Here is a 24,095-nt window from a genome sequence, read left to right on the forward strand (position 1 = left end):
TTCACAGGCCGCACGGTGCGGCCTTCACCTCCTCGCATCACTTGCCGTCGAACTTCGACGAACTCTCCTTTACAACCTCCCAGACGACATCCTGATAGGCGGCGATCCAGTCGGTCTGCGGGACCCATGTAGCCCCGTCCCACATTTCGATGCGCGTGCGACCGCCGCCGCCATGATCTTCCGCCGTTACGGTGATCGGCGCCATCAGGCCGTTTGCGTCAAATTTCTCTATCGCCTCTAGCCCAGCCTTATAGGTTTCGGCGGTGATCGGATGGCCATGCAGCGATACCGCCTGACGGGCCGCTTCGAAAACGATCGAATACATCGCCAGGCCGGTGTTGTAGAAAACGTCCCGTGTCTTTTCGACCGGGCCATTTCCGTTGTCCTTGTCGTAAAACTCCGACATGATTTCCTTGTAGAGCGCGAAGTCCTGACCGCCCACCACATTCGTGCCGCGCTTGAGCCCCTTCGCCGCCGCCGCGCCGATATTGGAGATATCCACCTCGTTGAGCCAGTTGACCGAGATGTATTTCTCCATCGGAATGCCGTTACGTTTCATTTCCTTTGACGCAACCACATGCGCACCGCCGAGCATCCAGCTGATGATGTGGTCGGGCTTGTCCCGGCGCACTTTGGACCAGACCCCCGCCTGGTCGTTGCCAGGCAGCGGAACCGGATAAAGGATCAGCTCGAATCCTTCCTTCTCCGAAAGCGTCTTGAGAATCTCGATCGGCTCCTGCCCGAAGGGATAGTCGAAGTAGACGAAGCCAACTTTCACACCGGAAAGATCTCGGTCGTGCAGCTGCTTGATATAGGCGATGTCGTTGGCCGCCTGGCCCCAATAGGTTGGTCCGATCGGGTAGACCCAGTTGAACACCGTGCCGTCGACGGCGTCGCCTCGCCCGACAAGCGATTGCATCAGGATGCGCTGGTCCTTCATGGCGCGCGGCAAGATCGCCAGCGACACCGGTGTGGACAGCGTGTCGAAAACAAACACGCCGTCGCGCTTTAGCTGTTCATAGCATTCGACACCGCGCTGCGGCTCATTGCCGTGGTCGCGCACGATCACCTCCACCTGCGCCCCATCGATCCCGCCCTTCATGTTGACGAGATCGGCAAGATCGAGCGCCGCCTGCGAGACCTGTGGCGTAGCGAAGGTGTAGGCCTTGCTCAGATCGTAGCAAACGCCGACTCTGAACGGTTCGGGATCCGCCGCCTTGGCGGAAGCCGACAGGAGGCCTGTGGCGAGCAAGGCCAAAGCCAGTGTTCTTCCAATCGACTGCATTTTCTCCTCCCGGTCTTGTTTGGAACAATCAAGTCAGCTCAGCCAGCGTTTGCGCCGGCTGTAATGTTTAATGTCATGGAAATTCGTGCCTGGACCTCCTCCCAGATAAAACTCCTGGATGTCTGAATTCGCTTTCAATGCCTGCGCCGTGTCATGCATGACAACGCGGCCATTCTCGATCAGATAACCGTCCGACACGATCTCCAATGCCGCGAGTGCATTCTGCTCGACCAGCAAAACAGACAGCCTCTGTTCCTTGTTGATCTTCTTGATGATGCTGAAAATCTCAGCCACCAGGAAAGGCGCCAAGCCTAGACTCGGTTCATCGAGCATCAGGAGCCGGGGCTGGGTCATCAACGCGCGACCGATCGCCAGCATCTGCTGCTCGCCGCCCGAGAGATATCCCGCCTGGGAGTTCTTCCGTTCAGCAAGGCGCGGGAAGTACTCGTAGATCCTCTGCTTTTCCGTTTTGAGCGTGGCCCGGTTCATCGCCATCGGCGCTGCCGCTTCGAGGTTTTCATCAGGCGTCAAATGCTCGAAAACTCGGCGGCCTTCGATCACATGGCAAATCCCCATCTCCACGCGCTGCTGCGCGGGCAAATCCGTGATCACCGAACCGTCGAAGCTGATCTCGCCGCGACTGACGCGGCCGCGCTCGGCCTTGAGAAGGCCGCTGATCGCCTTCAACGTCGTACTCTTGCCGGCCCCGTTTGACCCGAGCAGGGCTACCATTCCTCCTTTTGGGACCTGGATGGAGACCCCTTTGATCGCCAACATGACGTTGTCATAGAGGACCTCGATACTGTTCATCGACAGGATGTTGGCTGCTGCTTTTTCGGGAGCGTGGGTCATTTGCGGCCTATTTCTTGAGTTGATCAAAGGGCCACACCATCAGGTAGTCCCGGATGTTGCCATAGAGCTTGCCCAGTCCCAGCGGCTCGATCATCAGGATGATGATGATGAGCGCTCCGTAGACCGCGTTCGGGATGTGGGCCAGGGTTTCGATATTCAGCTGCAGCCCGAGCATCGACGCTCCTCCCGCCACGATGCCGTTGACGATGCCGGGCATCAGCAAGATGAGCGCAACGCCAAAATAGGTGCCAATGATGCTGCCGAGGCCGCCGACGATGACCATGGCCAGAACCTGGATCGATACGGCGACCGAGAACTGCTCGGGCGCGACGAGGAAAAGGAACGTGACGACAAGGATCGCTCCGCTGACCCCGCCGATGAAGGAAGAAGCCGCGAAGGCAACGATCTTGTAGTAGAAGCTGTTGACGCCGAGAATGGCCGCCGCATAGTCCTTTTCGCGCACGGCTATCAGCGCGCGGCCCAGGCCGGTACGGCGCAGGTTCAGCATGAAGACCGTCACGAGCAGGCACCAGCCGAAGGCGACATAGTACAGGCCCGCATCGGAGCCGATCGGCTGGCCCAGTAGTGCAAAAGTGGGGGCCTGCAGCGAAGCATGTGAACCACCGGAGATTGCCGGCGAGTGGGTCAGCACCCAGTCCATGACGAACTGCATAGCCAGCGTCGTCAGGGCCAGGTAGAGTCCCTTTACCCGCAGCGCCGCAAAGGCGAACAGACTGCCAATCACCGAGGCGGAAATCCCGCCGATCAGGAGCGCGAACTCCCAGGGCACGCCGAACCTGGCCGCGTGAACAGCGGAATACGCGCCCACGGCCATCACCGCCGCATAGCCGAGATGCAGTTGGCCGGCCCAACCCGTCACCAGGTTGAGCCCGAGCGCCGCTGCCGTCCAGACAAGCCATGGCAATATATAGCTGTTGAGATAGAGCGACCCGATAAGGAATGGCGCCGCCAGGCCGAGCGCCAGGAAGAACAGTGCGACACGCCTGTCGGCCGGCACCTTGTAGAGCCGACTGTCGGATATGTAACTGGTATGATGGACACCAGAGAGCCGGTAAAACATCGCATCAGACCCTTTCGATATCCTGACGGCCAAACAGGCCGTGCGGCCGAAGCATGACCGTGAGAATGAGAACTGCGGCCACGATGAGGTCACGGCTGCCACCGCCCACCAGCGGATCCAGGTAGGCGGACCCGACATTCTCGATGACGCCTAGAATGACCCCCGCGAGCACCGCACCGAATATGCTGTCCAGCCCCCCCAGAACCGCTACGGTCAGGCCCTTGAGCAGCAGGAGCGACAGGGACTGATCGACACCCTGGATTTCACCCCATATGATGCCTGCCGCCACGGCGACGATGGAAGCGAGCCCCCAGGACCGGCCCACGCCCTGCTCGACGGAAATGCCCACGGACCAGGAGGCCATGTAATCGTCCGCTATCGCGCGCAGGCGGGTACCTTGGCGAGTACGGAAGAATATGACGAAGACAACGAACGATATCACCGCCACGGCCGCGCCAACCAGGTGGATGCGGCTGATCAGGATCTCGCCGAGGAAGAGCGGGTCGTAACTGACGCCGAGCTCGACTGAGCGCGAGGTGCCCCCCCAGATAGCAAGCGTCGTTCCACGCAGGAAAATATCGATCCCCAAGGTCATCATGAGAATCATCACGATCGGCCGCCCCGCAAGCCGACGCAATGCGACCCGCTCGATCCCCATGCCAAGACCGAACATCGCGACGCCGGCCAGCGGAATCGCCACCCAGAGTGGCAGGCCCGCATCGCGGGCCAGCGCCAGCACGACATAGGCTCCCACCATGGTGAGCCCGCCCTGCGCGAGGTTCGGCACGGAAGAAGCCTTGTAGATCAGTACCAGGCCGATTGCGAACAGTGAGTACAGCAGCCCGGTGAGAGCTCCATTTACCGCGAGTTCGGCAAGGAAAATCAGTTCCATCTAAACCTCCCTAATTGGGAGGGTGCGTTCGACCCTTCCCGTCTCACCTGTCTCGTAGGTCACGACGGCGCTGACATGGACGTCCTTTGATCCGTCATAAAGCGCCGCGATTACATTCTGGTAGCGGTCCTCGACCACCGTTCGGCGCAGTTTGCGCGTGCGCGTGATCTCTCCGTCGTCGGGATCAAATTCCTTGTGCAGGCTGACGAACTTTTTGAGCTGCAGAGGCTCGGGGAGGGCTTTGTTGACGCGCAGAAAGGCCTCACGCAGCAGCGTAGCTACCTCTTCGCGCTGAGACAGGTCAGCATAGGACACGTACGGTACGCCATTCACTTCGGCCCAGTGACCCACGACATCAAAATCGATACACACCATCGCCGTCAGCTCGTCGCGGCCGGCACCGATCACCGCCGCGTCCTTTATGTATGGGCTGAACTTCAGACGATTCTCGATAAAATTGGGCACATAGCGTTCACCGGCTTTCGTGTGCATCACTTCCGCAACGCGGCCAAGCACCACGAGATGGCCATCGTTTTCGAGATAGCCGGCATCACCGGTATGCAGCCATCCAGCCGAAAGCGTTTCAGCCGAGGCTTCAGGCTTGTTGTAGTATCCTGCGAAAACGCTGTCCGACTTCAGGAGGATTTCGCCATTGTCGGCGATCTTCACCTCGACCCCGGGGGCAGCCTTGCCCACCGTGTGGAGACGCACCTCATCGGGTGCTTGGATGGCGTTGATGGCACTGTTCTCCGTCTGACCGTAGAGTTGGCGCAGCTTGATCCCGAGTGCTCGATAGAACACGAATGTGTCCTCTCCAATCGCCTCCCCGCCGGTGAAGGCGTTCTTCAGCCGGTGCATGCCGAACTGGTCCTTGATCGGCCCGAAGATCAGCATTTCGCCAATGAAACGAACGAGAGGTTCCAGCGCGCCAGCGCTCATGCCGTTGAGCTTGCGCCGCTCGGCAGCGACGGCGCCGTCCAAGAATAAGTGGTAAAGGCGCTTCTTCAGCGGCGTCGAATTTTCGATGCCGACCTGGATTGTCGTTAGAAGATTGTCCCAGCTGCGCGGCGCGGCCAGATAGAAGGTCGGCGCGACCTCGCGCAGGTCACGCAGCACGGTTTCCTGTCGTTCCGGCACGTTGACGGTGAAGCGCAGCAGAAGCGCGGCGGCTACCGTGATGGCATAATCACCCACCCAGGCCATCGGCAGATAGGCCAGCACCTCGTCTCCGAAATCGAAGGCCCCGGCGGCATGGCCGTTGCGCGCTGCCGCCAGCACGTTCTTCTGGCTCAGCACGACGCCTTTGGGCTTGCCTGTCGTGCCCGACGAATGGAGGAACACCGCCGGATCGTCGGGCTTCGCCCGACCAAGCAAATCCTCGCGCAGCCCCGGCTCGCTGTTGAGGCGGTGGCTGCCGATCTCGACGAGATGCTCCCAGGATATCAGCCCAGGCGCCTCGTAGAAGCCGAGGCCCCGGGCATCGTCATAAACGATGTGCTTCAACAGCGTGGCCCCGGCGTCACGCAGTTCCAAAATCTTGTCCACCTGCTCCTGGTCTTCGGCGAGAGCGGCTACGACGTTCGCCTCGTCCGCGAAATGTTGGAGTTCTTCGAGTGTGGTACCTGGATAGGCGGGCATGGCGTAGACCCCTAGTGTGGCCAGCGCCAGCATCCCGCAATAGAGGCGGACACGATTGTCACCGAGAATGAGCACCGCATCTCCCGGCTTCAGGCCGAACCCGTCCAGGCCGGCAGCGCAGGCAAGGACTTCTTCCGCGTATTCAGCCCAGGTGGTCGGCTTCCAGATCCCGCGCTCTTTTTCACGCAATGCGATGTCGCTGCCGTGTTCGGACGCGTTCCGCATCAGAACCGAGGCGATGGTTTCACCCGCGATCGTCAGGCTTTGTCTGCGGCTCTCAGCCATGCGCGCCCCCGATATACGCCTCAACGACGCGCGGGTCCTTGACGACCTCCTTCGGAATCCCGCTGGCGATCATCTCGCCATAGTTGAGCGCAAGCATCCGGTCACAGATACCGGTAATGACGTCCATGTGGTGCTCGATCAGCAGCACGCTTATGCCCCGTTCAGCTCTCGCGTCGAGAATGAAACGGGCCATATAGCCCTTCTCCTCCTGGTTCATGCCCGCCATGGGCTCGTCGAGTATGAGAAGATGAGGTTCCGCGACCAGCGCCCGCGCCAGTTCGACCCGCTTCTTGAGGCCGATTGGAATACCGTCCACGAGCTCGTTGCGGATGCTTTCGAGCTGGAGAAATTCGATCACCTCCTCGACCACCTCACGGTTCCTGATCTCGCTCGGTCGCGCCACCCACCAATACAGCGCAGTGGGAAGAACTCCGGGCTTCATGTGGATGTGGCGCCCCAAAAGAATGTTCTCGAGCACGCTCATGCCGTTGAAAAGTGCGAGGTTCTGGAAGGTCCGAGCTATGCCAAGCTTGGCTACCTTGTGCGGCGCGGTGCCCGTGATGTCCTTGCCATCGAGACAGATTGCGCCCTTGTTCGGCGGATAGAAACCGGTGATCGCGTTGGTCACCGTCGTCTTTCCGCTCCCGTTCGGTCCGACGAGGCCGAATATCTCGCCCTTATGAATACTGAGGTCCACCCCGCTAACGGCAACAATACCGCCGAACCGACGTTCGATCCCGCGGCACTCCAATACCGGAGGAGCTTTGCCGTGTTGCTGCTCTCCGGTGAAATTGTTGGTCATTTCATTCATGTCGCCGTCGAAGCTCTTGTTCTGGTATCACGCGATATGGAAATAGTCGGGCCGGCCTGTCGGCCAGGGATCGCCCCACAGCTGCTGCCCGCCGTCCACGTTGAGCACTTCGCCAGTGACGAACTTGCCGGAGGGTGCGGCCAAATAGACCACCGCCTCGGCGACATCCCATTCGTCGCCGGCGTGACGCATCGGGTTGGACTCCTCAAACGTCGCCGCTCCCTCCTCGGGATATCGCGCAAACCCGGTGCTTTCGCAGCATCCCGGCGCCACGCAGTTGACGCGGATATCGTGCGGGGCCCATTCGACGGCCACCGATTTGGACAGGTAGATGACCCCGGCGCGCGCGGCGCAGCTATGTGCGATCCCAGGCATGCCGCGCCAGATATCCGCGACAATGCTCACGATGGCGCCGGGACGCCCGGCCTTGACCCAATTCCGGGCCGCAGCCTGCATCATCCACCAGGTGCCATTGAGGTTGGTGTCGATGACGGCGTTCCAGCCTTTCGGCGTGTAGTCAAGGGCGGGCTGCGGAAACTGTCCGCCCGCATTGTTCACCAGAGTGTCGAACCCGCCGAAATGGTCGCCGACGCCATCGACGAAATTCTGCACCTGTTCGGGATCCCGGATGGTCATGGGACGAGCGAGCACCTGCCCGCCAAAGCCACGCAGGAACTTCGCGGCTTCTTCGAGCTTTTCCGGGTTCCGCCCGTTGATGGCGAGATCGGCCCCAAGACGGGCGAACAAGGTGGCGATCGCCAGGCCCAGCCCGCCTCCCGCGCCGGTCACGACAACGGTTTTTCCCGAAAACAGCCCATCAACATAGACCGTTTGATGATCGCGCAGTCGTTCACGGGAAAACCCGTAACCGGCTTCCGGCATTGACGTTCCTCCCAAAACGGATCGGACTGTTGTCCTTGATCCGGTTAAACCTAACGCACGTTAGAAAAATAGGCAACCCCCGACTCTGGAACGGCTTCGCTCCGGATTCAGTACGATTTGGGCAGACCCAGCGCCTTCTCGGCGATGAAGGACATCAGCATCTGAGGCGTGACCGGCACGATGTGAAAGAGAAGCGCTTCGCGCACCAGCCTCTCGATGTGATATTCCTTGGCGTAGCCGAAGCCGCCAAATGTCATCTGCGCCGTTTGCGTCGCCTCGACCGCGGCTTCGGCCGCCAGCAACTTGGCGGCATTCGCCTCGACCCCGCAGGGTTCGCCCGCGTCATAAAGCGCTGCGGCATGCATTACCATCAGGTTTGCAGCCTCGACCTTCGCCCAGGCCTTGGCGAGCGGGTGCTGCACGCCCTGGTTCTGACCGATGGGGCGTCCGAAAACCTGGCGCTCCTTGGCATAGGCGGCGGCGCGTTGTAGGGCGATCCGGGCAATGCCCACGCATTCCCCGGCCACGAGGATGCGCTCGGGATTGAGCCCGTGCAGGATCTGCCTGAAACCCTGTCCTTCCTCGCCGATCAGGTTCTCCGCCGGGATCGGCAGCCCATCGATAAACAGTTCGTTCGAGTCGACCGCCTTGCGGCCCATCTTCTCGATCTCGCGCACATCGACGAAGGTCCGGTCCAGTTCGGTATAGAAGAGCGACAGGCCCTCGGTCGGTTTTGCCACCTCCTCAAGCGGCGTCGTGCGCGCCAGAAGCAGGATCTTGTCGGACACCTGGGCGGTGGAAATCCACACTTTCTGGCCATGCACGACGTAGCGATCGCGCTGCCGCACCGCGCGCGTCTTGAGCCGGGTCGTGTCGAGGCCGGTCGTCGGCTCGGTGACGCCGAAACAGGCCTTTTCGCGCCCATCGATCATCGGTGGCAGCATCCGCGCCTTTTGCTGCGCGCTGCCGAAGACCACGACCGGGTTCAGGCCGAAGATGTTCATGTGAACGGCCGAGGCCGCGCTGGCACCGCCGCCAGATTCAGCGATGGCCTGCATCATGATCGTGGCTTCGGTGATCCCGAGGCCGGCGCCTCCATATTCCTCCGGCATCGCTATCCCCAGCCAGCCGCCGTCCGCCATCGCTCTGTGCAGTTCGTGCGGAAAACCGCCGTTGCGGTCGCGTTCGAGCCAGTACGCGTCATCGAACTCCGCACAGATCCTCAGGATCGTATCGCGGATGTCCTGCTGCTGTTCGGTCAGCCTGAAACTCATGCCATTTCCTCCCCGGCAGGACCAATTGCGATCAGACCTGCCTCCGCCAACCTTTCGATCGTCGCCTTGTCATAGCCGAGCTCCTTCACGATTGCAGCAGTGTCCGCGCCCGGCCGCCGCCCCAACCAGCGAACGCTACCCGGCGTATCACTCAGACGCGGCACTGGGCCGACCACCTTCGTCGCATCGCCTTCGACCGATACGATATCGCCGCGATGGGCGATCTGCGGGTGGGCCACGATGTTCTCGGCGCTCAGCACCGGCGCGGCCACCGCATCGTGGCGCGCGAATTCCGCCTCGACCTCGGAAAACTCCCTTGCGGTGACGAATTCGTTGAGCCGGTCAAAGATCTCGCTCATATGCGCCGAGATTCCCTCCATCGTGGCAAAACGCGGATCCTCGGCAAAACTGGCCCCGCCCACCGCGCGCAACAACCGTCTGGCCGTCTCCGCGCCACCGGCCGAGACGGTCACCCAGACACCGTCCTTGGTGCGGAATGTGCCGCCCGGCGCAAAATCCATCGGCTGACGCAGCCCGTTGCGCATCGGCGAGACGCCTGCTCCGGTCAGAGCGGGAATATGATAATCGATCAGCCGCAACAGGGCTTCGAATACCGCCAGATCGACGATCTGACCGCGAACCGTGCCCCTCTCGCGGGCGAAAAGGGCGATCATGATGCCCAGGGCTCCCATCAGCCCCGTCGTGCTGTCGGCGGCCGGGAAACCGGGATGCATTGGCGAGCCATCGGCGTAGCCCGTGAGGTGCGCCAGGCCGCTCATCGCCTCGGCGGCGCGCCCGAAGGCCGGCGTCTTGCGCATCGGCCCATCCTGCCCGTAGCCCGACACCCGCAAGATCACCAGGTCGGGGTTCCATTGATGCAGAACCTCTGGCCCGATCCCCGCCCGCTCGAGCACGCCGGGACGGAAATTTTCCACCAGAACATCCGCACTTTCGACCAGCTTTTCCAGGACCTCGCGCCCGGGATCGCTCTTCCAGTCGAGCGCGAGGATTCGCTTGTTGCGGGCAAGCGTCTTCCACCAGACGCCGACCCCGTCCTGCGCTTTCGGGCCCAGTTCGCGCATCATGTCGCCTCGGCCGGGGGCTTCGATCTTGATCACCTCGGCACCGAAATCCGAAAGAAGTGCTGCCGCCAGCGGCCCTGCGATCACATGGCCAAGTTCAATAATCCGAATATCGCCGAGCGGCATCGCCATGTCAGCCCTCCCTGGTCCTCACGACGGCAAGCATAATCTAACATTTGTTAGATTTGAAGGAGGGAGTCTACGCGAAGGCCGCAAGAAAGTGATGGGGCGAAGCGGGCGAGGCCCGGATCGCCCGTTCACTCGATGGGCCACCTCCCCGGCTGGATGAAGCCGTTCAGCGGCATTTCGGCCAGGACGCCACAAGGCGAAAGCCATCGCCCTCGAAACGGCACCGTCTTTGGTCTCCGCCTCGTTCGCGGTCGAGAAGGGACGCTCCATTATTTCTTCTCGGGCTTTTCTCCCGATATGTGTCCAAGTCCCGGAACGACCATGGATGCGGCAATGAAGAGCAGACCGGCGATGGCCGATTTGACCAGGTCACCCAACAGAAACGGATAAAAGCCGGCCATGAGGAGGCGCTCGCCATAGCCGGTGAAGACGCCCAGCCATGCAAGCCCGGGAATGTAGATTAGCGCATTTGCGACGACGGCAACTGTGACCGCCCCCGGGATTGTCTTGGCATATCCTTTTCTTGCCAGCCATCCAGCCGCAAAGGCCGATATCGCAAAGCCCGCAAGGTAGCCGCCTGTCGGCCCGGCAACATATGCCAGGCCAGAAGGCGCCGGTGGCGTGCCGGCGAAGACCGGATAGCCTGCCAGCCCCTGCAGGATATAGGCAATGACGATGCCAGAACCGCGGACAGGCCCGAGGAACAGGCCAAGCGCGACGACCACCAGGGTCTGCAACGTCATCGGAACCGGATAGAACGGAACTTGCGCCTTCGCAGACGCCGTCAGAAGTATCGTACCGGCGATCAGGATGAGCGCCTCGCCGAGCAATGTTGCGACGACATTCCGTCCCACAAATACCTTGTTGTTATACATATTGCTAACTCCTTTCATGATTTGGGCTCGGATCTTGGAGAGTTTTCTTTCAGAGGTCGGGGCTCAATTGGCTGTTCACATGCGCTTGGCGACTTCTTCGAGCATCACCTCGGTCGCGCCCCCGCCGATCGCCTGCACACGAACGTCGCGCGACATGCGCTCGACCGGGTTTTCGCGCATGTAGCCCATGCCGCCATGGAACTGCACGCAGTCATAAAGCACGCTGTTGGCCAGCTCGCCGCAATAAGCCTTCACCATCGACACCTCGCGCACGCATTCAACGCCAGCCGCGTCGAGCCGCGCGGCGTGATAGACGAGCTGCCGACCCGCCTCGATCCGTGTCAGGCAGTCGGCAAGGCGCTGGCGGACGACCTGCTTGTTCCACAAAACGCCGCCGAAGGCCCTGCGCTGCTTGACATAGTCCACGGTCATGTCCATCGCGGCCTGCGCCTCGGCGCAGGCCATCGCGCCCAGCACGATCCGCTCGTTCCGGAAGTTCTTCATCACCGCATAAAAGCCGCGGTTCACCTCGCCCAGGACGTTCTCGGCCGGCACGCGGACATCCTCGAAAATCAGCTCGGCCGTGTCCGAACACAGCCAGCCGGTCTTGTTCAGCGCCCGGCCGACCGAAAAACCCGGTGTGCCCTTTTCGATGGCGAACATGGTGATCCCGCGTGAGCCCTTGGCATCGGGGTCGGTCTTGGCGGCGACAAAGTAGAGATCGCCATGCACCCCGTTGGTGATGAACATCTTGGTGCCGTTCAACACCCAGTCCGACCCATGCTGCACGGCGCGTGTGCGCATCCCCGCAACGTCCGAGCCCGCGCCCGGTTCGGTCACGGCGACGGCGGTGATCGTCTCGCCCGCGGTGATGCCAGGCATCCAGCGCGCCTTCTGCTCGGGTGTGCCGGCGTTCTCCAGATGCGGCGAGGCCATGTCGGTATGCACCAGCACCGTGGCCGAGAACCCGCCGTAGGTGGACCGGCCGACCTCCTCGGCCAGCATCACGCTCGACATGACATCGAGCCCGGCGCCGCCATACCGTTCGTCATAGCGCATGCCGAGAACGCCGAGCGCGCCCATTTGGCGTAGCACCTCGCGCGGAACCATGCCCTTCTCTTCCCAGGATTCACCCTTGGGCTTCACCTCGGTCTCGATGAAGCGACGCAGCTGAGCTCGGATCATTTGGATATCCTCGCCGAACGGGGCGATGGCCGCGGCGGTGGTCTCGTGTCGGGTCATGTCCTGTTCTCCGGATCGAGTCTCACCAGGGGCGCGCCACCGGCGATCGTGTCGCCCGGCGCGCAGTAGATCTCGGCCACCAAGCCCGCGACGGGTGCGGCCAGGCCTTGCAAGAGTTTCATCGCTTCGAGCACCACGAGCGTTTCACCCTTGCTCACCCGGTCGCCGAGGGCTACGCGAATCTCGGCCACCGCGCCGGGCATGGGAGCTCTCAGCGTGTCGGCACCGCCGGCGGCGCCGGAGGCGCGTTGCAGGTGCCGGTCCTGGAGCGTACGAAGTGGCACCATCATCATGCCTTCCGGCGCGGAAAGATGTACCTGCCAGCGGTGGCCGGACCGCAGCACATGGGCCCGGCGGGTGAAGGGCGCGCCGTCCATCCGCCCGGTCAGACGCTGCGCGGTCAGGCGCGCACCTTCGACACCAAGCCTGGTGCGATCGGGTAGGATTACCTCAAGCCGCGTTCGCTGCCCCGCGACCCTGATCGGCGCATCGGCGTCATCGCTCCAGTAACAGGCCGCGCCCGCCCGCCCCGCAGCCTCTGTCAGCCGCCAGGCGCCGAGGCTCTGCCAAGGCGTGTCCGGCGCGGGCGCAAGATGCAGGTGCAGGGCCAGCGCGGCCAGAGCGCGGGTTTCGTCGTCGGCCACGGGGGCGGTCCAGCCGCAGGGAAACATCTCGGCCAAACTGGCAGTATAGTGCGCCACGGCAACGAAGTCGGCATGTGTAATCAGCGCTCGTTGAAACGCCAGGTTCACTCCCACTCCGCCGGTCGCAAAGTCATCGAGCGCCGCGACCGCCTTGCGGATCGCCTCGTCACGGTCCGCACCGTGGGCGATCAACTTGGCGAGCATCGAATCGTAGTGATGTCCCACGACCGATCCTTCTTCCACCCCGCTGTCGAGCCGCACGCTCCCCGGCGGCGCCCAGAGCGTGATCGTCCCGGTTTCGGGGCGGAAATTCTCGGCCGGGTTCTCCGCGGCAAGGCGGACCTCGATGGCGTGGCCGTCAAACGAAACCTCCTCCTGCGCAAACCCCAGCACCTCGCCACGCGCGATACGCAACTGCCACTCCACCAGATCGATACCAGTGATGGCCTCGGTCAATGGATGTTCCACCTGAAGGCGGGTGTTCATCTCCAGAAAGTAGAATTCGGCCCGCGCGGGGTCGTACAGGTATTCCACCGTGCCTGCCGAGCGGTAGCCAATGGCCCGCGCCAGCCGCACGGCGGCATCGCGCATGGCCGAGCGCAAAGCGTCGGGGATATCGGGGGCGGGCGCTTCTTCGATCAGCTTCTGGTGGTTGCGCTGGAGCGAGCAGTCGCGATCGCCCAGATGCAGCACATGGCCATGCGCATCGCCCAGCACCTGCACCTCGACATGGCGGGCGCGCGGCGTGTAGCGCTCCAGGAACACCGTCGGATCGCCAAAGGCGCCCTTCGCCTCGGCCCGCGCAGCGGCGATGGCCTCGCCTGCTGCGCCGGGATCGGTGACAAGCCGCATTCCGCGCCCGCCGCCGCCGGCGCTGGCCTTGACCAGGAAGGGCACGCCGAGTGCCTGCGCCTCCTTGAGAAGCAGGTCGTCGGACTGATCGGCGCCGCGATAACCGGGCAGCACCGGCACGCCGGCGGCCTCGGCCGCGGCCTTGGCCTCGATCTTCGATCCCATACGCGCAATGGCCTCGGGCGAAGGCCCGATGAAGACCAATCCGGCTTCTTCCACGCGCGCCGCGAATTCCGCATTCTCCGACAGAAACCCATAGCCTGGATGGATCGCGCCTGCTCCGCTGGCGCGCGCCGCCTCAAGGATGGCGTCGACCTTCAGGTAGCTTTCCGCAGGGGCGGCCGGGCCGATGCAGACGGCGTGATCGGCCTCAGCCACAAAGGGCGCGTCGCGGTCAGCCTCGGAGAAGACGGCCACGGCTTCCAGCCCCAGCTTCCGGCAGGCGCGCTGGATCCGGCCGGCGATCTCGCCCCGGTTGGCAATCAGGACGCGGGTGAAGCTCAACTCACCCGCCATGAGGGCGTGTCCTTGTTTAGGAAGCTGTTGATCCCCTCGATGCCTTCCTCGGTCTCCCAGGCGTCGGCGAGACGGTCGGCGGTATAGATCATGCTGTCTTCGAGCCCGTGGCTCGCGACATAGGCGATCAGCCGCTTGGTGTCGGCCACTGCCCCGGGCGCGGCCTGCAGATGGGCCTGGACGACGCGCTCCACCGCCTCGTCCAGCGCATCCGGCGCGACCACCTCGGTCAGCAGTCCGATCCGTTCGGCCCGCGCCGTGTCGAAGAGGGCACCTGACAGCATCGTCTCGCGCGACGCCGCCTCGCCGATGCGCGCCAGCACGTAGGGCGAGATGTTGGCGGGCAGGAGGCCGAGCCGCACCTCGGTCAGGCCGAATCTCGCACCCTCGGCGCCGATGGCGTAGTCGCACACCGATATCAGGCCGACGCCCCCGCCATAGGCCGGCCCGTTGATTCGCCCGATCAGCGGCTTTGGCAGCGTATCGAGCCGGCGCAAGAGCCGAGCGAGCGTGGCACTCTGTGCCACCCGTTCCGCGCGGCTCTTTTGCACGTTTGAGGCGAACCAGTTGAAGTCGCCCCCTGCGCAGAAGCTCTTGCCCGCCCCCGTCAGCACCACGATGCGCACCGCCTTGTCCTCGGCAAGCGCCGCCGCCGCATCGGCGAGGTTTGAGATCAGCGCCGCGTTGAGCGAATTGTGTTTGTCGGGGCGATTGAGGATCACGGTGGCGACGCCGCGCGCGTCCACGTCAATCCGCAGCGTTTCATAGTGGTCGTGAACCATTGACTGTCCTTACATTCTGAAGACGGGCGTGTGACGCCCCGAATCTGGAACCGAGGTTACTATCGCCAGGCACAGGCCCAGGATATCGCGGGTCTGGCCAGGCTCGATCAGGCCATCGTCCCACAGCCGCGAGGTGGCGTAATAGGGGTCGGACTGTTTGGCATATTGCGCGCGCACCTCGGCCTCGATCCGTTCCAGATCGGCCTGCACTTTCGCGGGGTCTCCGCCCTTCGCGCGCCGCAGTTCCAGCATCACATTCGAGGCGATGTCGGCCGACATGGTTGCCAACTCCGCTGTGGGCCAGGCGAATAGAAACCGTGGCGCGAACCCCCGGCCGCACATGCCGTAGTTGCCCGCCCCGTAGGAGCCGCCCACAATCACTGACAGCCGGGGCACCTTGGCCACTGACATGGCGTAGACCAGCTTGGCGCTATTCTTGGCGATGCCGCCGCGCTCGGCCTCGATGCCGACCATGAAGCCGGAAATGTTGTGCAGGAACAGAAGCGGAATGTTGCGCTGGTCGCACATCGACACGAACTGCGCGCCCTTGAGCGAACTGTCGGAGAGAAGCGCGCCGTTATTGCCGAGGATTCCGACGCGGTAGCCGTGGATGCGGGCGGTGCCGCAGACGAGCGTCTCGCCCCAGCTCGGCTTGAATTCACGGAACCCGCCCGCATCGATCATGCGCAGCAGAAGCTCTCGTACATCGTAGGGCTTCTTGCGGTCGGCGCTGATAACCCCCAACAGCTCTTCGGGATCGTGCAGGGGCGCGGCGGCGGGTGCATCCGGGGCCATCGTTCGCTTGAGGCCCAGATTGCCGACGATGTCGCGCATCAGCGCCAGCGCATGGTATTCGTCTTCGGCCAAATGGTCGCTTACGCCCGAGACGCGAGTATGCATTTCGGCCCCACCCAGCGTTTCGCCGTCCACCTCTTCATTGATCGCCACCTTGACGATGGAAGGGCCGCCAAGATGAATGCGCGCATTGTCGCGGACCATGATGACCTCGTCCGAGAGCGCCGGAATGTAGGCACCTCCCGCCGTGCAGCCGCCGAAGACGGCCGAGATCTGCGGCAGGCCGGAGGCCGACATATTGGTCTGGCGGTAAAAAGAATTGCCGAAATGACGGGCATCGGGGAAGACCCGGTCCTGCTCGGGCAGATAGGCGCCCCCGCAATCGACGAGATAAAGACAGGGCAGACGGTTTTCCGCCGCGATCTCCTGCGCGCGGATGTGCTTCTTGACGGTTTCGTGATAGAAGGAGCCGCCTTTTACCGTGGCGTCGTTGGCGATCACCATGCAAGGCAGGCCGTGCACGATGCCAATGCCCGTGACGATCCCGGCGCCGGGCACGTCTCCGCCGTATTGTCCGTAGGCCGCCAGCGAAGAAAGCTCCATGAAGGCGGTGCCTGGATCCACCAGCAGGTCGATTCGTTCACGGACCAGAAGCTTGCCGCGGCTGCGGTGGCGTTCGACCATGTCGGGGCGCCCACCCGCGGTTGCAGCGGCGATCCGCGCACGCAATGTCTCGACGCGGGCTGTCTGTGCAGCGTGATTGCCCCTGAAGGTTTCCGAGCCGGCCAATACGGCCGACGTGAGTTCAGCCATAATCAGACTTCCCGCTGTTCCAGTATTCCATCGAGAAAGACGTCGGCATACGTCGAGGCCAGTGCCTCTACGCTGCCGCGTTCGGGGTCGAACCACTCCAACGTTGCATTCAGCGCGCCGATGAGCATCAGGCGCAGCCGGCGGATATCGACGTTGCGCCGCAGGGCGCCGTCCCTCTGGAGCCGGGTCAACAGATTATCCCACTCGGCCTCGTAGGCCCGGCGCGTCGGCAGATTGGCATCGCGCACGGATTGCGGCACCTGCCCGAAAATCCGCACATTGGCCGAAGAGTAGTCACTGACATCCAGCAACGCGCGCAGATGTGCCCTGATCGCGGCCCGCAGAATGGCGGCGGCAGCGGCGCCATCGGGATGCCCCAAAACAGCTTGACGCATCTTTTCGTGGACGGCCCTGATACCCGCATCCAGAATTGCCACGACAATCTCGTCCTTCGAGCCGAAATGATAATAGATGCTGCCCGCCTTGATACCCGCCGCCTCGGCGATCTTTCTGAGCGAAACCGGGCCATAGCCCTGTTCGCGAAAAAGCCGCGCCGCAACATCCAGTATGCCGTCGCGCCCGACTGGGCTGCGAATGGAAGCAACTGAAACTGTTTTTGAAGCGCGTTCGGCCACGGAGGATCCAGCTCGAGCCTCCTGCATAACTAACACTTGTTAGGTTATTTCCATGGCAGTGTCAACCGTGCTTCAAGAGTTCATTTTGCGTCAGCCTTTCAAGGGAATAGCCGGTATGCGTACCGCCCGGCCGCAATGTCGGCGGTGTTCAGACCCCGCCATGCGGGCTTGCGACCGCATAGGTCAGATGGTGAAGCCGCCCCCGCAGATCACATACTGGCCCGAGATGAAATTCGATTCCGGCGAGCAGAAAAGATAGACGGCACCAGCCGCTTCTTCGGGCGTACCGACCCGCCCAGCGGGATCATCCGCTCCATTTGGCTGAGCAGGTCCGGGTTGACGCCGACCTTGATCTCCCTGTTCCCGACCGTGATCGTGTTGCCGCCGTCGGCGCTGCCCTCGGTCAGACGGGTTCGGATCGGTCCAAAGGCCACTGCGTTGACGTTCACTTTGTAGCGCCCCCATTCCTTCGCCATTGTCCGGGTCATGCCCAGGATTCCGGCCTTGGCGGCGGAATAGTTGATCTGGCCGGCATTGCCTCCGGTGCCGGCCAGATCAAGGAGATGTTCACCACCTTGCGGAACACCTCCTGCCCGGCGGCCGCCTCTTCCTTGGCCTTGGCGCTGATCACCGGCTGGGCGGCGCGCAGGATCCTGAAGGGCGCGGTCAGGTGAACGTCGATGATCGCCTGCCACTGTTCATCCGTCATCTTCTGAACGACGCTGTCCCAGGTGTAGCCTGCGTTGTTCACGATGATGTCCAGCCCGCCAAGCTGTCCACGCCCGTCTTGATGAAACACTCTGCAAAGCCGTCCTCTGTCACGCTTCCTGCGCAGACCACGGCCTCGCCCCCGGCGGCGCGGACCGCCTCGGCGGTTTCGTTGGCCGGCTCGGCATCCAGATCGTTGATGACCACGCGCGCCCCTTCCGAGGCCAGCTTGAGCGCGATTTCGCGTCCGATGCCCCGGCCCGAACCGGAAACCAGAGCCACGCGGCCGTCGAGTTTACCAGTCACGATCTCTCCTCCCGGTTCAGATCGTCAGGCTTTTTCATAAAGTGTGGTCACACAGGCACCGCCGAGGCCCAGATTGTGCTGAAGCGCCAGGCGCGCGCCGTCGACCTGGCGAGCCTCGGCCTGACCACGCAACTGCCGGACAAGCTCGGTGCATTGGGCAAGGCCGGTCGCCCCAAGCGGATGGCCCTTGGACAACAGACCGCCCGACGGGTTGGTGACGTATTTGCCGCCATAGGTGTTGTCGCCATCATCCACAAACTTCGCAGCCTCACCGCAGCCGCAGAGACCAAGCGCCTCATAAGTAATGAGCTCGTTGTGGGCGAAACAGTCGTGCATTCGACGACGTCCACGTCGTCCGGCCCGATGCCGGCGGCCTCATAGACTTGGTCGGCAGCGCGCTTGGCCATCGAGTACCCGACGACCTCACGCATGTCATGGGCGTTGAAGGTTTCCCGGCCGTCCGTTGTCATGGCCTGTGCTGCAATGCGGACCGAGCTGTCGAGACCGTGCTTATCTGCAAATTCCTTGGAACAGATGATTGCCGCGGCCGCGCCACAGGTCGGCGGGCAGGCCATCAGCTTCGTCATCACGCCCGGCCAGACCACCTGCGCCTGCAACACATCCTCCGGCGTTACCTCCTGGCGAAACAGCGCAACCGGGTTCTTTGCCGCGTGACGGCTGGCCTTGGCGCGGATCTTGGCGAAGGTCTCCAGCGTGGTGCCGAATTCATCCATATGCGCCTTGCCCGCGCCGCCGAAATACCGCAGCGCAAGCGGGATGTCGGCATTGCCCACCAGGTTGTCGGTTTCTTCGTCAAAGGTGGCAAAAGGGCTGACCCGATCGCTGAACACCGCGCCGATGGCGCCCGGTTGCATCTGTTCGAAACCCAGCGCCAGAGCACAGTCCACCGCGCCGCTTTCGACCGCCTGGCGCGCCAGGAACAGCGCGGTCGAGCCGGTCGAGCAGTTGTTGTTGACGTTGATGACGGGTATTCCGGTCATGCCAACCCGATAGAGCGCGCGCTGGCCGCAGGTGCTGTCGCCATAGACATAGCCGGCATAGGCCTGCTGAACCTTGTCGTAGTCGAGTCCGGCGTCTTCCAGCGCCGTGCGCGCGGCCTTAGCAGCCATCACGTCGTAGCTTTCAGACTTGCCCGGTTTCTGAAAGGCCACCATTCCAACGCCTGTGACATAGGCTTTTGCCGTTCATGTCTCTCTCCCGCTTTCCATCCGCCACGTTCCAACGCCGGCGCCAGACCATTTTCTACCAGTTGTTAGATTTTAACACCCTGGAAGGAACGCCTGTCAACATCGCCCCCGCGTGACGCCATGTACTTGCCCGGTTTTCTAACATGTGTTTGAATCGATCATCAGGGCGTCTCAAACAGTTGAGCGTGCAAGTTTCCGGAAAAATCGTTGCTCGGCGCTTTTTGGGAAGATGCGCGCTTGGTTCCCGCAACTACGGATGCCCGCGACGGGAAATGGAGAGCTGGATGGCGAATTGCTATAGCTTCAAGGGGTTTGTGCCGGTCGTTCCCGAGGATACGTTCGTTCATCCCCAGGCAGTGCTCATAGGAAATGTCATTCTCGGCCATGGCTGTTATATCGGACCCGGAGCAAGCCTGCGGGGCGATTTTGGCACGATCGAGATTGGTGACGGGGCCAATATACAGGATAATTGCATCATTCATTCCTTTCCCGGCCGAGCAGCGATCGTCGAAACCGACGGGCATATCGGCCACGGTGCGATCCTGCATTGCTGCATCGTCGGTCGAAACGCCCTTGTCGGAATGAACGCGGTCATCATGGACGGTGTGGACCTCGGCGCGGAATCGATTGTCGGTGCGCAGGCGTTTGTCCGGGGTGAAATGGCGATCCCGCCGCGCTCATTGGTCGTTGGATCACCGGCCAAGGTGATCCGTGCAGTCACCGAGAAGGAAGTCGCGTGGAAAACACGGGGAACGGCCGAGTATCAGGAACTCGCGCGCGCCTGCCTTGCCGGATTGACACCTGTCGAGCCGTTGAAAGCGGTCGAAGCCGACCGCCCAGACGTAGAGCCGTCGGATATCGTACCGTTGCAGGACGCACGGGGGAACCCGACCTGAGCCCGCACCGAAACCTTACCGACGCGAGCCTCCGCCCCAGCCGGAGTGAAAGTGGCAAACCGCCATGCCCCGTGCAAACATAGACATTTGGCAATGATTAGGTGAGGGAGACGTCCCCGGCACCCATCCGAGATCAATCGCGGCAAGCGAGCGGAGGTATTGCCAACTTACGAACGATCTCTTGCCCGGCTTCCCCTCACCCGTCGGGGCTTGCAGACAAGGCTCGCTTGCCGGGTTTGTCCATTTTAAGCGGCATCCGGTCCATTGCCCCTTCAAAGACCCCTTCAGCCTTCCACCGATCCGCGATTTCTCCGAGCGAGTCCAGAACGCTTCGCAGGTCGTCGCCACGCTGCGTCAAGCCATAGGTCACCGCAGGCGGGATCGTCTCCGCCTGTTCCCGCCATATGACCCCGGCGCCTTCGAGCATCCGCAGGCGTTCGGTCAGCATTCGCGTCGATATCCCCGGCACGGAGCGTCTCAGCGCTCCGAATCGTTGCGGCCCTTTGTCACTCAGAACCCAGATGATGTAGGTCGTCCACGGCCCCATGAGCAAACGCAGGATCGAGTCCATCGGGCACTGTGGCGGCGTCTTGGGCATCGGTGTCCACTCCCTGCGCTAGTTACTTTTCCGTTCCTACTTTGATTTCCGCTGTAACTCAACTATTCTCGACCGAGCGGCAACATTCAAGGCAGCAAAGAGGAGATGGCATGAGCGACAGGGCGGTACGTATCACTTATTGGATTGCAACCGGGTTCGTCGCCCTGGTCTATCTGGGAGGGGCGATCTTCTACATCACGGCCAGTGACATGGTGACGGGGATGTACGAGAGCGTGCTTGGATACCCGACCTACCTGATCTGGCCGCTTGCCGCTGTGAAGATCGTGGCCGCGATCGTGATACTCTGGCGCCCCTCGGCTTTTCTGACTGACTTCGCTTATGCCGCGATATTCTGGCACCTTCTTCTGGCGGTATCGGCGCATGTGAGCGCGGGCGATCCCGGCTGGCCCCCGGCTCTGTTGGCTCTGGTCGCGCTTGTGGTTTCCTTCCTGACACAAAACCGCGTCCGCGCGGTCAAATCGCCTCATGGCAACGTCATGAGAGGACAACAGGCCTGACAGGCGCTCCGGCTGCACAGCGCCTCGAACTTCAGCATTTCCGTCAGGTCGGTAAGGGCAATCAGATATGGCTCGCATGCCAACGGTGTTCATCCCGCATGGAGGCGGTCCCTGCTTTTTCATGGACTGGAACCCGCCGGATGAATGGGACAGGCACCGCCAGTTCCTGCGGAGCCTGACCGGCACGTTGCCCGAGCGTCCGAAGGCGCTCTTGGTAATCTCGGGTCATTGGGAGGAGCGTGCGTTCACCGTTCAGACGAACCCCGCTCCGCCGCTTTTGTTCGACTATGGGGGTTTCCCGCCTCACACCTATGAACTGAGTTGGCCCGCCCCCGGTGATCCTGTGCTGGCCGACCGTGTTCATCATCTGATCCGTGCCGCCGGTCTACCGGCGGCGAAAGACACCGCGCGCGGCTTTGACCACGGCGCGTTCGTGCCGCTCAAAGTCGCCTTTCCCGATGCCGACGTTCCCTGTGCTTGCCAGCGATCTCGATCCCGGACGCCATATCGCGCTGGGTCAAGCCTTGGCGCCCCTGCGCGACGAGGGCGTGCTGATCATCGGCAGCGGCAACACCTATCACAACATGGGTGTGATGATGCGCAGCCTGCGCCGCGGACCACGGGGGGACACTGTCGGCGGCACGTTCGACGCCTGACTGACCGAGGCGGTGACCTGCCCGGATGCCGGGGAACGAAACCGCAGGCTGACGCACTGGTCCAAAGCACCAGGCGGGCGCGATGCACATCCCAGAGAAGAGCACCTGATCCCGCTGCATGTCGTAGCCGGCGCGGCGGGTGCCGATATCGGCCGGAAGACCCTGGAAGATCACGTTCTTGGTGCCGTCGAAAGCGCCTTTCGGTTCGGTTGACAGAAAAAAGGAGCACCACGCAATGTCCAACACCACCAAAGGCCCCTTCCTCGTGACCGGCGCATCCGGTCATCTCGGCAGCCAGGTCATCGAAGCTCTTCTCGCGGAAGGGGCCGAACCCATTGTCGCGGTCACGCGCTCGCCGGAGAAGCTCGAGGGGCTTCGGGCGCGTGGCGTCGAGATCCGGGCGGGTGACTTCAATGACCCGGCCATGCTTGGCCCGGCATTCACCGGCGGCGGGCGGCTGCTGATCATTTCGACGGACGACCTTGCCCCGGGCAAACGCTTCGCCGCGCACAGCAATGCCGTAGCCGCCGCCAAAGAGGCAGGTGTTTCGCACATTGTCTACACCTCGCTCACCAATCCCGATGAGAACAGCCCGATCGGATTTGCCGGCGATCACCGCGAGACCGAGGCGATGATCAAGGACACCGGGATCCCCTATACGATCCTGCGAAACTGCCTTTACACCGATCTTTTGCTGATGAGCGGCCCACAGGCCGTCGGCGCCGGGGCGCTTTACGCTGCGGCGGCCGACGGCAAGGCGGGTTATGTCACCCGCGCCGATTGCGCGCGCGTCGCCGCTGCGGCGCTCTTGACCGAGGCCGGTTCGTCGGTCCGCGACATCACCGGACCCGAGGCCGTCGGCCAGGCCGACATCGCCGCGATCCTGTCCGAGGTCGCCGGGAAAGAAATCCCCTATGTCCCGATCACACGTGACGCCTTGGTGGCCGCGATGGTCGAGAATGGCCAGCCGGAGTTCATGGCGGATGTCTTCTCGTCCTTCGACGTCGCCATCGCCGAAGGATATCTGAATGTCGCCTCGGGCGACGTGGAAGAACTGACTGGGAAAAAGGGGCAGTCGGTCCGGGATTTTATGCTTGCCAACAAGGCCGTTCTGATCGGTCAGGGATAAACGACACTTACGGAGGCTCTGTCGTGCTGACGATACCACCACGCGAGGGGCCAAGGCCTAAGACCACGCCTTGCGCCCCGCATACGCAGATCAGTCAGAACCCGGATGCACGGTTCCATCGGGCGTTCAAGGACAGGGCTTTCGATTTTCCTTTTGTCACCCGCCAGCCCTCGATGATCTCTGTCCCGGGCGCCGAGGCGCTGTGCCTCGAACACGGACACGGCCGCGGTTGCCGCAAGGCGTTCATGATCGGCAATGAGTTCGCCCATGTCCATCCGCCGCAGGACAGCAGCCTGCACATGATGCTGCCGGAGGAGGCCGTGCCGCAGATCGTCGATCTGGGCGGAGCCGCATCCGATGGCGGCGGCCGGCATGATCCCGTCAACCGCAGTTATGGTCTACGGCCCCCGAAACGAGGTGGAGATCGAAACGGTTCTCGAACTCCTGCGCCTGTCCTATGACTTTGCCTGTGGCAAGCTCGGGCGGGTCGACAGCGTCGTTCTTTGACGGAAAGCACCGAGCGGCGCTTGCTAAGATAGATCGTCGATCCGCTTGCGCCGACGGTCCTTTCGATCTCCTTGTCGCCGGCGCCAGTGTTGGTAGCCAGTAGGATCTGCGCCGCTTGTGCGGACGGACCGAATGCTTGCCGCCGCTGAGAAAGGCTGTGTGGTCGCACGCTGCGCTCGCCTTGGCTGAGTTCGACCCGCTATA

General features: G+C 62.6%; 20 protein-coding genes and 3 pseudogenes. 5 read left to right on the forward strand and 18 right to left on the reverse strand.

Translation table 11 applies throughout. The features are described from left to right. Positions 1–37: 37 nt before the first annotated feature. From NTH_RS22070 to NTH_RS22150, 17 genes and pseudogenes are all read right to left on the reverse strand, one after another. The gene (locus NTH_RS22070; RefSeq protein WP_338532331.1) at positions 38–1,285 is read right to left on the reverse strand and encodes an ABC transporter substrate-binding protein; all 1,248 of its coding nucleotides are present in this window, start codon (positions 1,283–1,285) and stop codon (positions 38–40) included. Positions 1,286–1,318: 33 nt separating this feature from the next. After that, a complete protein-coding gene (locus tag NTH_RS22075) occupies positions 1,319–2,137 on the reverse strand; it encodes an ABC transporter ATP-binding protein (RefSeq protein ID WP_338532332.1) in 819 nt (272 codons plus the stop codon). A 7-nt stretch (positions 2,138–2,144) separates the two neighbouring features. After that, entirely contained in the window at positions 2,145–3,218 is a 1,074-nt protein-coding gene (locus NTH_RS22080; RefSeq protein WP_338532333.1) for a branched-chain amino acid ABC transporter permease, read from the reverse strand. A gap of 4 nt (positions 3,219–3,222) precedes the next feature. Then, the gene (locus NTH_RS22085; RefSeq protein ID WP_338532334.1) at positions 3,223–4,110 is read right to left on the reverse strand and encodes a branched-chain amino acid ABC transporter permease; all 888 of its coding nucleotides are present in this window, start codon (positions 4,108–4,110) and stop codon (positions 3,223–3,225) included. Continuing rightward, entirely contained in the window at positions 4,111–6,033 is a 1,923-nt protein-coding gene (locus NTH_RS22090) for an AMP-dependent synthetase/ligase (RefSeq protein WP_338532335.1), read from the reverse strand. Beyond that, positions 6,026–6,844, reverse strand: a complete 819-nt coding sequence (locus tag NTH_RS22095; RefSeq protein ID WP_338532336.1) for an ABC transporter ATP-binding protein — start codon at positions 6,842–6,844, stop codon at positions 6,026–6,028. The genes NTH_RS22090 and NTH_RS22095 overlap by 8 nt, the downstream gene beginning before the upstream one ends. A gap of 27 nt (positions 6,845–6,871) precedes the next feature. Beyond that, positions 6,872–7,726 (reverse strand): SDR family oxidoreductase, encoded by an 855-nt coding sequence (locus tag NTH_RS22100; RefSeq protein ID WP_338532337.1) that lies wholly within the window; start codon positions 7,724–7,726, stop codon positions 6,872–6,874. Between the two features lie 107 nt (positions 7,727–7,833). After that, complete coding sequence (locus tag NTH_RS22105) at positions 7,834–9,000, reverse strand: acyl-CoA dehydrogenase family protein (RefSeq protein WP_338532338.1); 1,167 nt, start codon at positions 8,998–9,000, stop codon at positions 7,834–7,836. Then, positions 8,997–10,214 carry a CaiB/BaiF CoA transferase family protein gene (locus tag NTH_RS22110; RefSeq protein ID WP_338532339.1) on the reverse strand — a complete coding sequence of 406 codons (1,218 nt, stop codon included), beginning with the start codon at positions 10,212–10,214 and terminating at the stop codon, positions 8,997–8,999. The genes NTH_RS22105 and NTH_RS22110 overlap by 4 nt, the downstream gene beginning before the upstream one ends. Positions 10,215–10,480: 266 nt before the next feature. Continuing rightward, the gene (locus tag NTH_RS22115; protein WP_338532340.1) at positions 10,481–11,086 is read right to left on the reverse strand and encodes a biotin transporter BioY; all 606 of its coding nucleotides are present in this window, start codon (positions 11,084–11,086) and stop codon (positions 10,481–10,483) included. A gap of 75 nt (positions 11,087–11,161) precedes the next feature. Then, positions 11,162–12,328 carry an acyl-CoA dehydrogenase family protein gene (locus NTH_RS22120; RefSeq protein ID WP_338532341.1) on the reverse strand — a complete coding sequence of 389 codons (1,167 nt, stop codon included), beginning with the start codon at positions 12,326–12,328 and terminating at the stop codon, positions 11,162–11,164. Then, positions 12,325–14,340 carry an acetyl/propionyl/methylcrotonyl-CoA carboxylase subunit alpha gene (locus tag NTH_RS22125; protein ID WP_338532342.1) on the reverse strand — a complete coding sequence of 672 codons (2,016 nt, stop codon included), beginning with the start codon at positions 14,338–14,340 and terminating at the stop codon, positions 12,325–12,327. Before NTH_RS22125 ends, NTH_RS22120 begins: the two co-directional genes overlap by 4 nt. Beyond that, a complete protein-coding gene (locus NTH_RS22130) occupies positions 14,325–15,122 on the reverse strand; it encodes a crotonase/enoyl-CoA hydratase family protein (RefSeq protein ID WP_338532343.1) in 798 nt (265 codons plus the stop codon). Before NTH_RS22130 ends, NTH_RS22125 begins: the two co-directional genes overlap by 16 nt. Positions 15,123–15,131: 9 nt before the next feature. Continuing rightward, positions 15,132–16,730, reverse strand: coding sequence for an acyl-CoA carboxylase subunit beta (locus NTH_RS22135; RefSeq protein ID WP_338532344.1), 1,599 nt, complete (start codon positions 16,728–16,730; stop codon positions 15,132–15,134). 2 nt (positions 16,731–16,732) lie between these two features. Continuing rightward, a complete protein-coding gene (locus tag NTH_RS22140) occupies positions 16,733–17,365 on the reverse strand; it encodes a TetR/AcrR family transcriptional regulator (protein WP_338532345.1) in 633 nt (210 codons plus the stop codon). 183 nt (positions 17,366–17,548) lie between these two features. Next, a pseudogene (locus NTH_RS22145) lies at positions 17,549–18,379 on the reverse strand (SDR family NAD(P)-dependent oxidoreductase). Between the two features lie 24 nt (positions 18,380–18,403). Next, positions 18,404–19,554 (reverse strand): annotated as a pseudogene (locus NTH_RS22150) (lipid-transfer protein). A gap of 317 nt (positions 19,555–19,871) precedes the next feature. Between NTH_RS22150 and NTH_RS22155 the strand changes: the two are divergent. Further along, a complete protein-coding gene (locus NTH_RS22155) occupies positions 19,872–20,483 on the forward strand; it encodes a transferase hexapeptide repeat family protein (protein ID WP_338532405.1) in 612 nt (203 codons plus the stop codon). A gap of 196 nt (positions 20,484–20,679) precedes the next feature. Here NTH_RS22155 and NTH_RS22160 read toward each other — a convergent pair whose 3' ends face one another. After that, positions 20,680–21,054, reverse strand: a complete 375-nt coding sequence (locus NTH_RS22160; RefSeq protein ID WP_338532406.1) for a helix-turn-helix domain-containing protein — start codon at positions 21,052–21,054, stop codon at positions 20,680–20,682. A gap of 137 nt (positions 21,055–21,191) precedes the next feature. Here NTH_RS22160 and NTH_RS22165 point away from each other — a divergent pair, with 137 nt between their 5' ends. The 4 genes and pseudogenes from NTH_RS22165 to NTH_RS22180 all read left to right on the forward strand — a co-directional run bounded on the left by NTH_RS22165 (position 21,192) and on the right by NTH_RS22180 (position 23,845). Continuing rightward, positions 21,192–21,599, forward strand: coding sequence for a DoxX family protein (locus NTH_RS22165; protein ID WP_338532346.1), 408 nt, complete (start codon positions 21,192–21,194; stop codon positions 21,597–21,599). A gap of 67 nt (positions 21,600–21,666) precedes the next feature. Then, positions 21,667–22,468, forward strand: a pseudogene (locus NTH_RS22170) (DODA-type extradiol aromatic ring-opening family dioxygenase). Between the two features lie 22 nt (positions 22,469–22,490). Continuing rightward, complete coding sequence (locus tag NTH_RS22175; protein ID WP_338532347.1) at positions 22,491–23,384, forward strand: SDR family oxidoreductase; 894 nt, start codon at positions 22,491–22,493, stop codon at positions 23,382–23,384. Positions 23,385–23,407: 23 nt separating this feature from the next. Continuing rightward, positions 23,408–23,845, forward strand: a complete 438-nt coding sequence (locus NTH_RS22180) for a hypothetical protein (protein WP_338532348.1) — start codon at positions 23,408–23,410, stop codon at positions 23,843–23,845. Positions 23,846–24,095 lie beyond the last annotated feature (250 nt).

This window comes from Nitratireductor thuwali (assembly GCF_036621415.1).
GTDB classification, from domain to species: domain Bacteria; phylum Pseudomonadota; class Alphaproteobacteria; order Rhizobiales; family Rhizobiaceae; genus Chelativorans; species Chelativorans thuwali.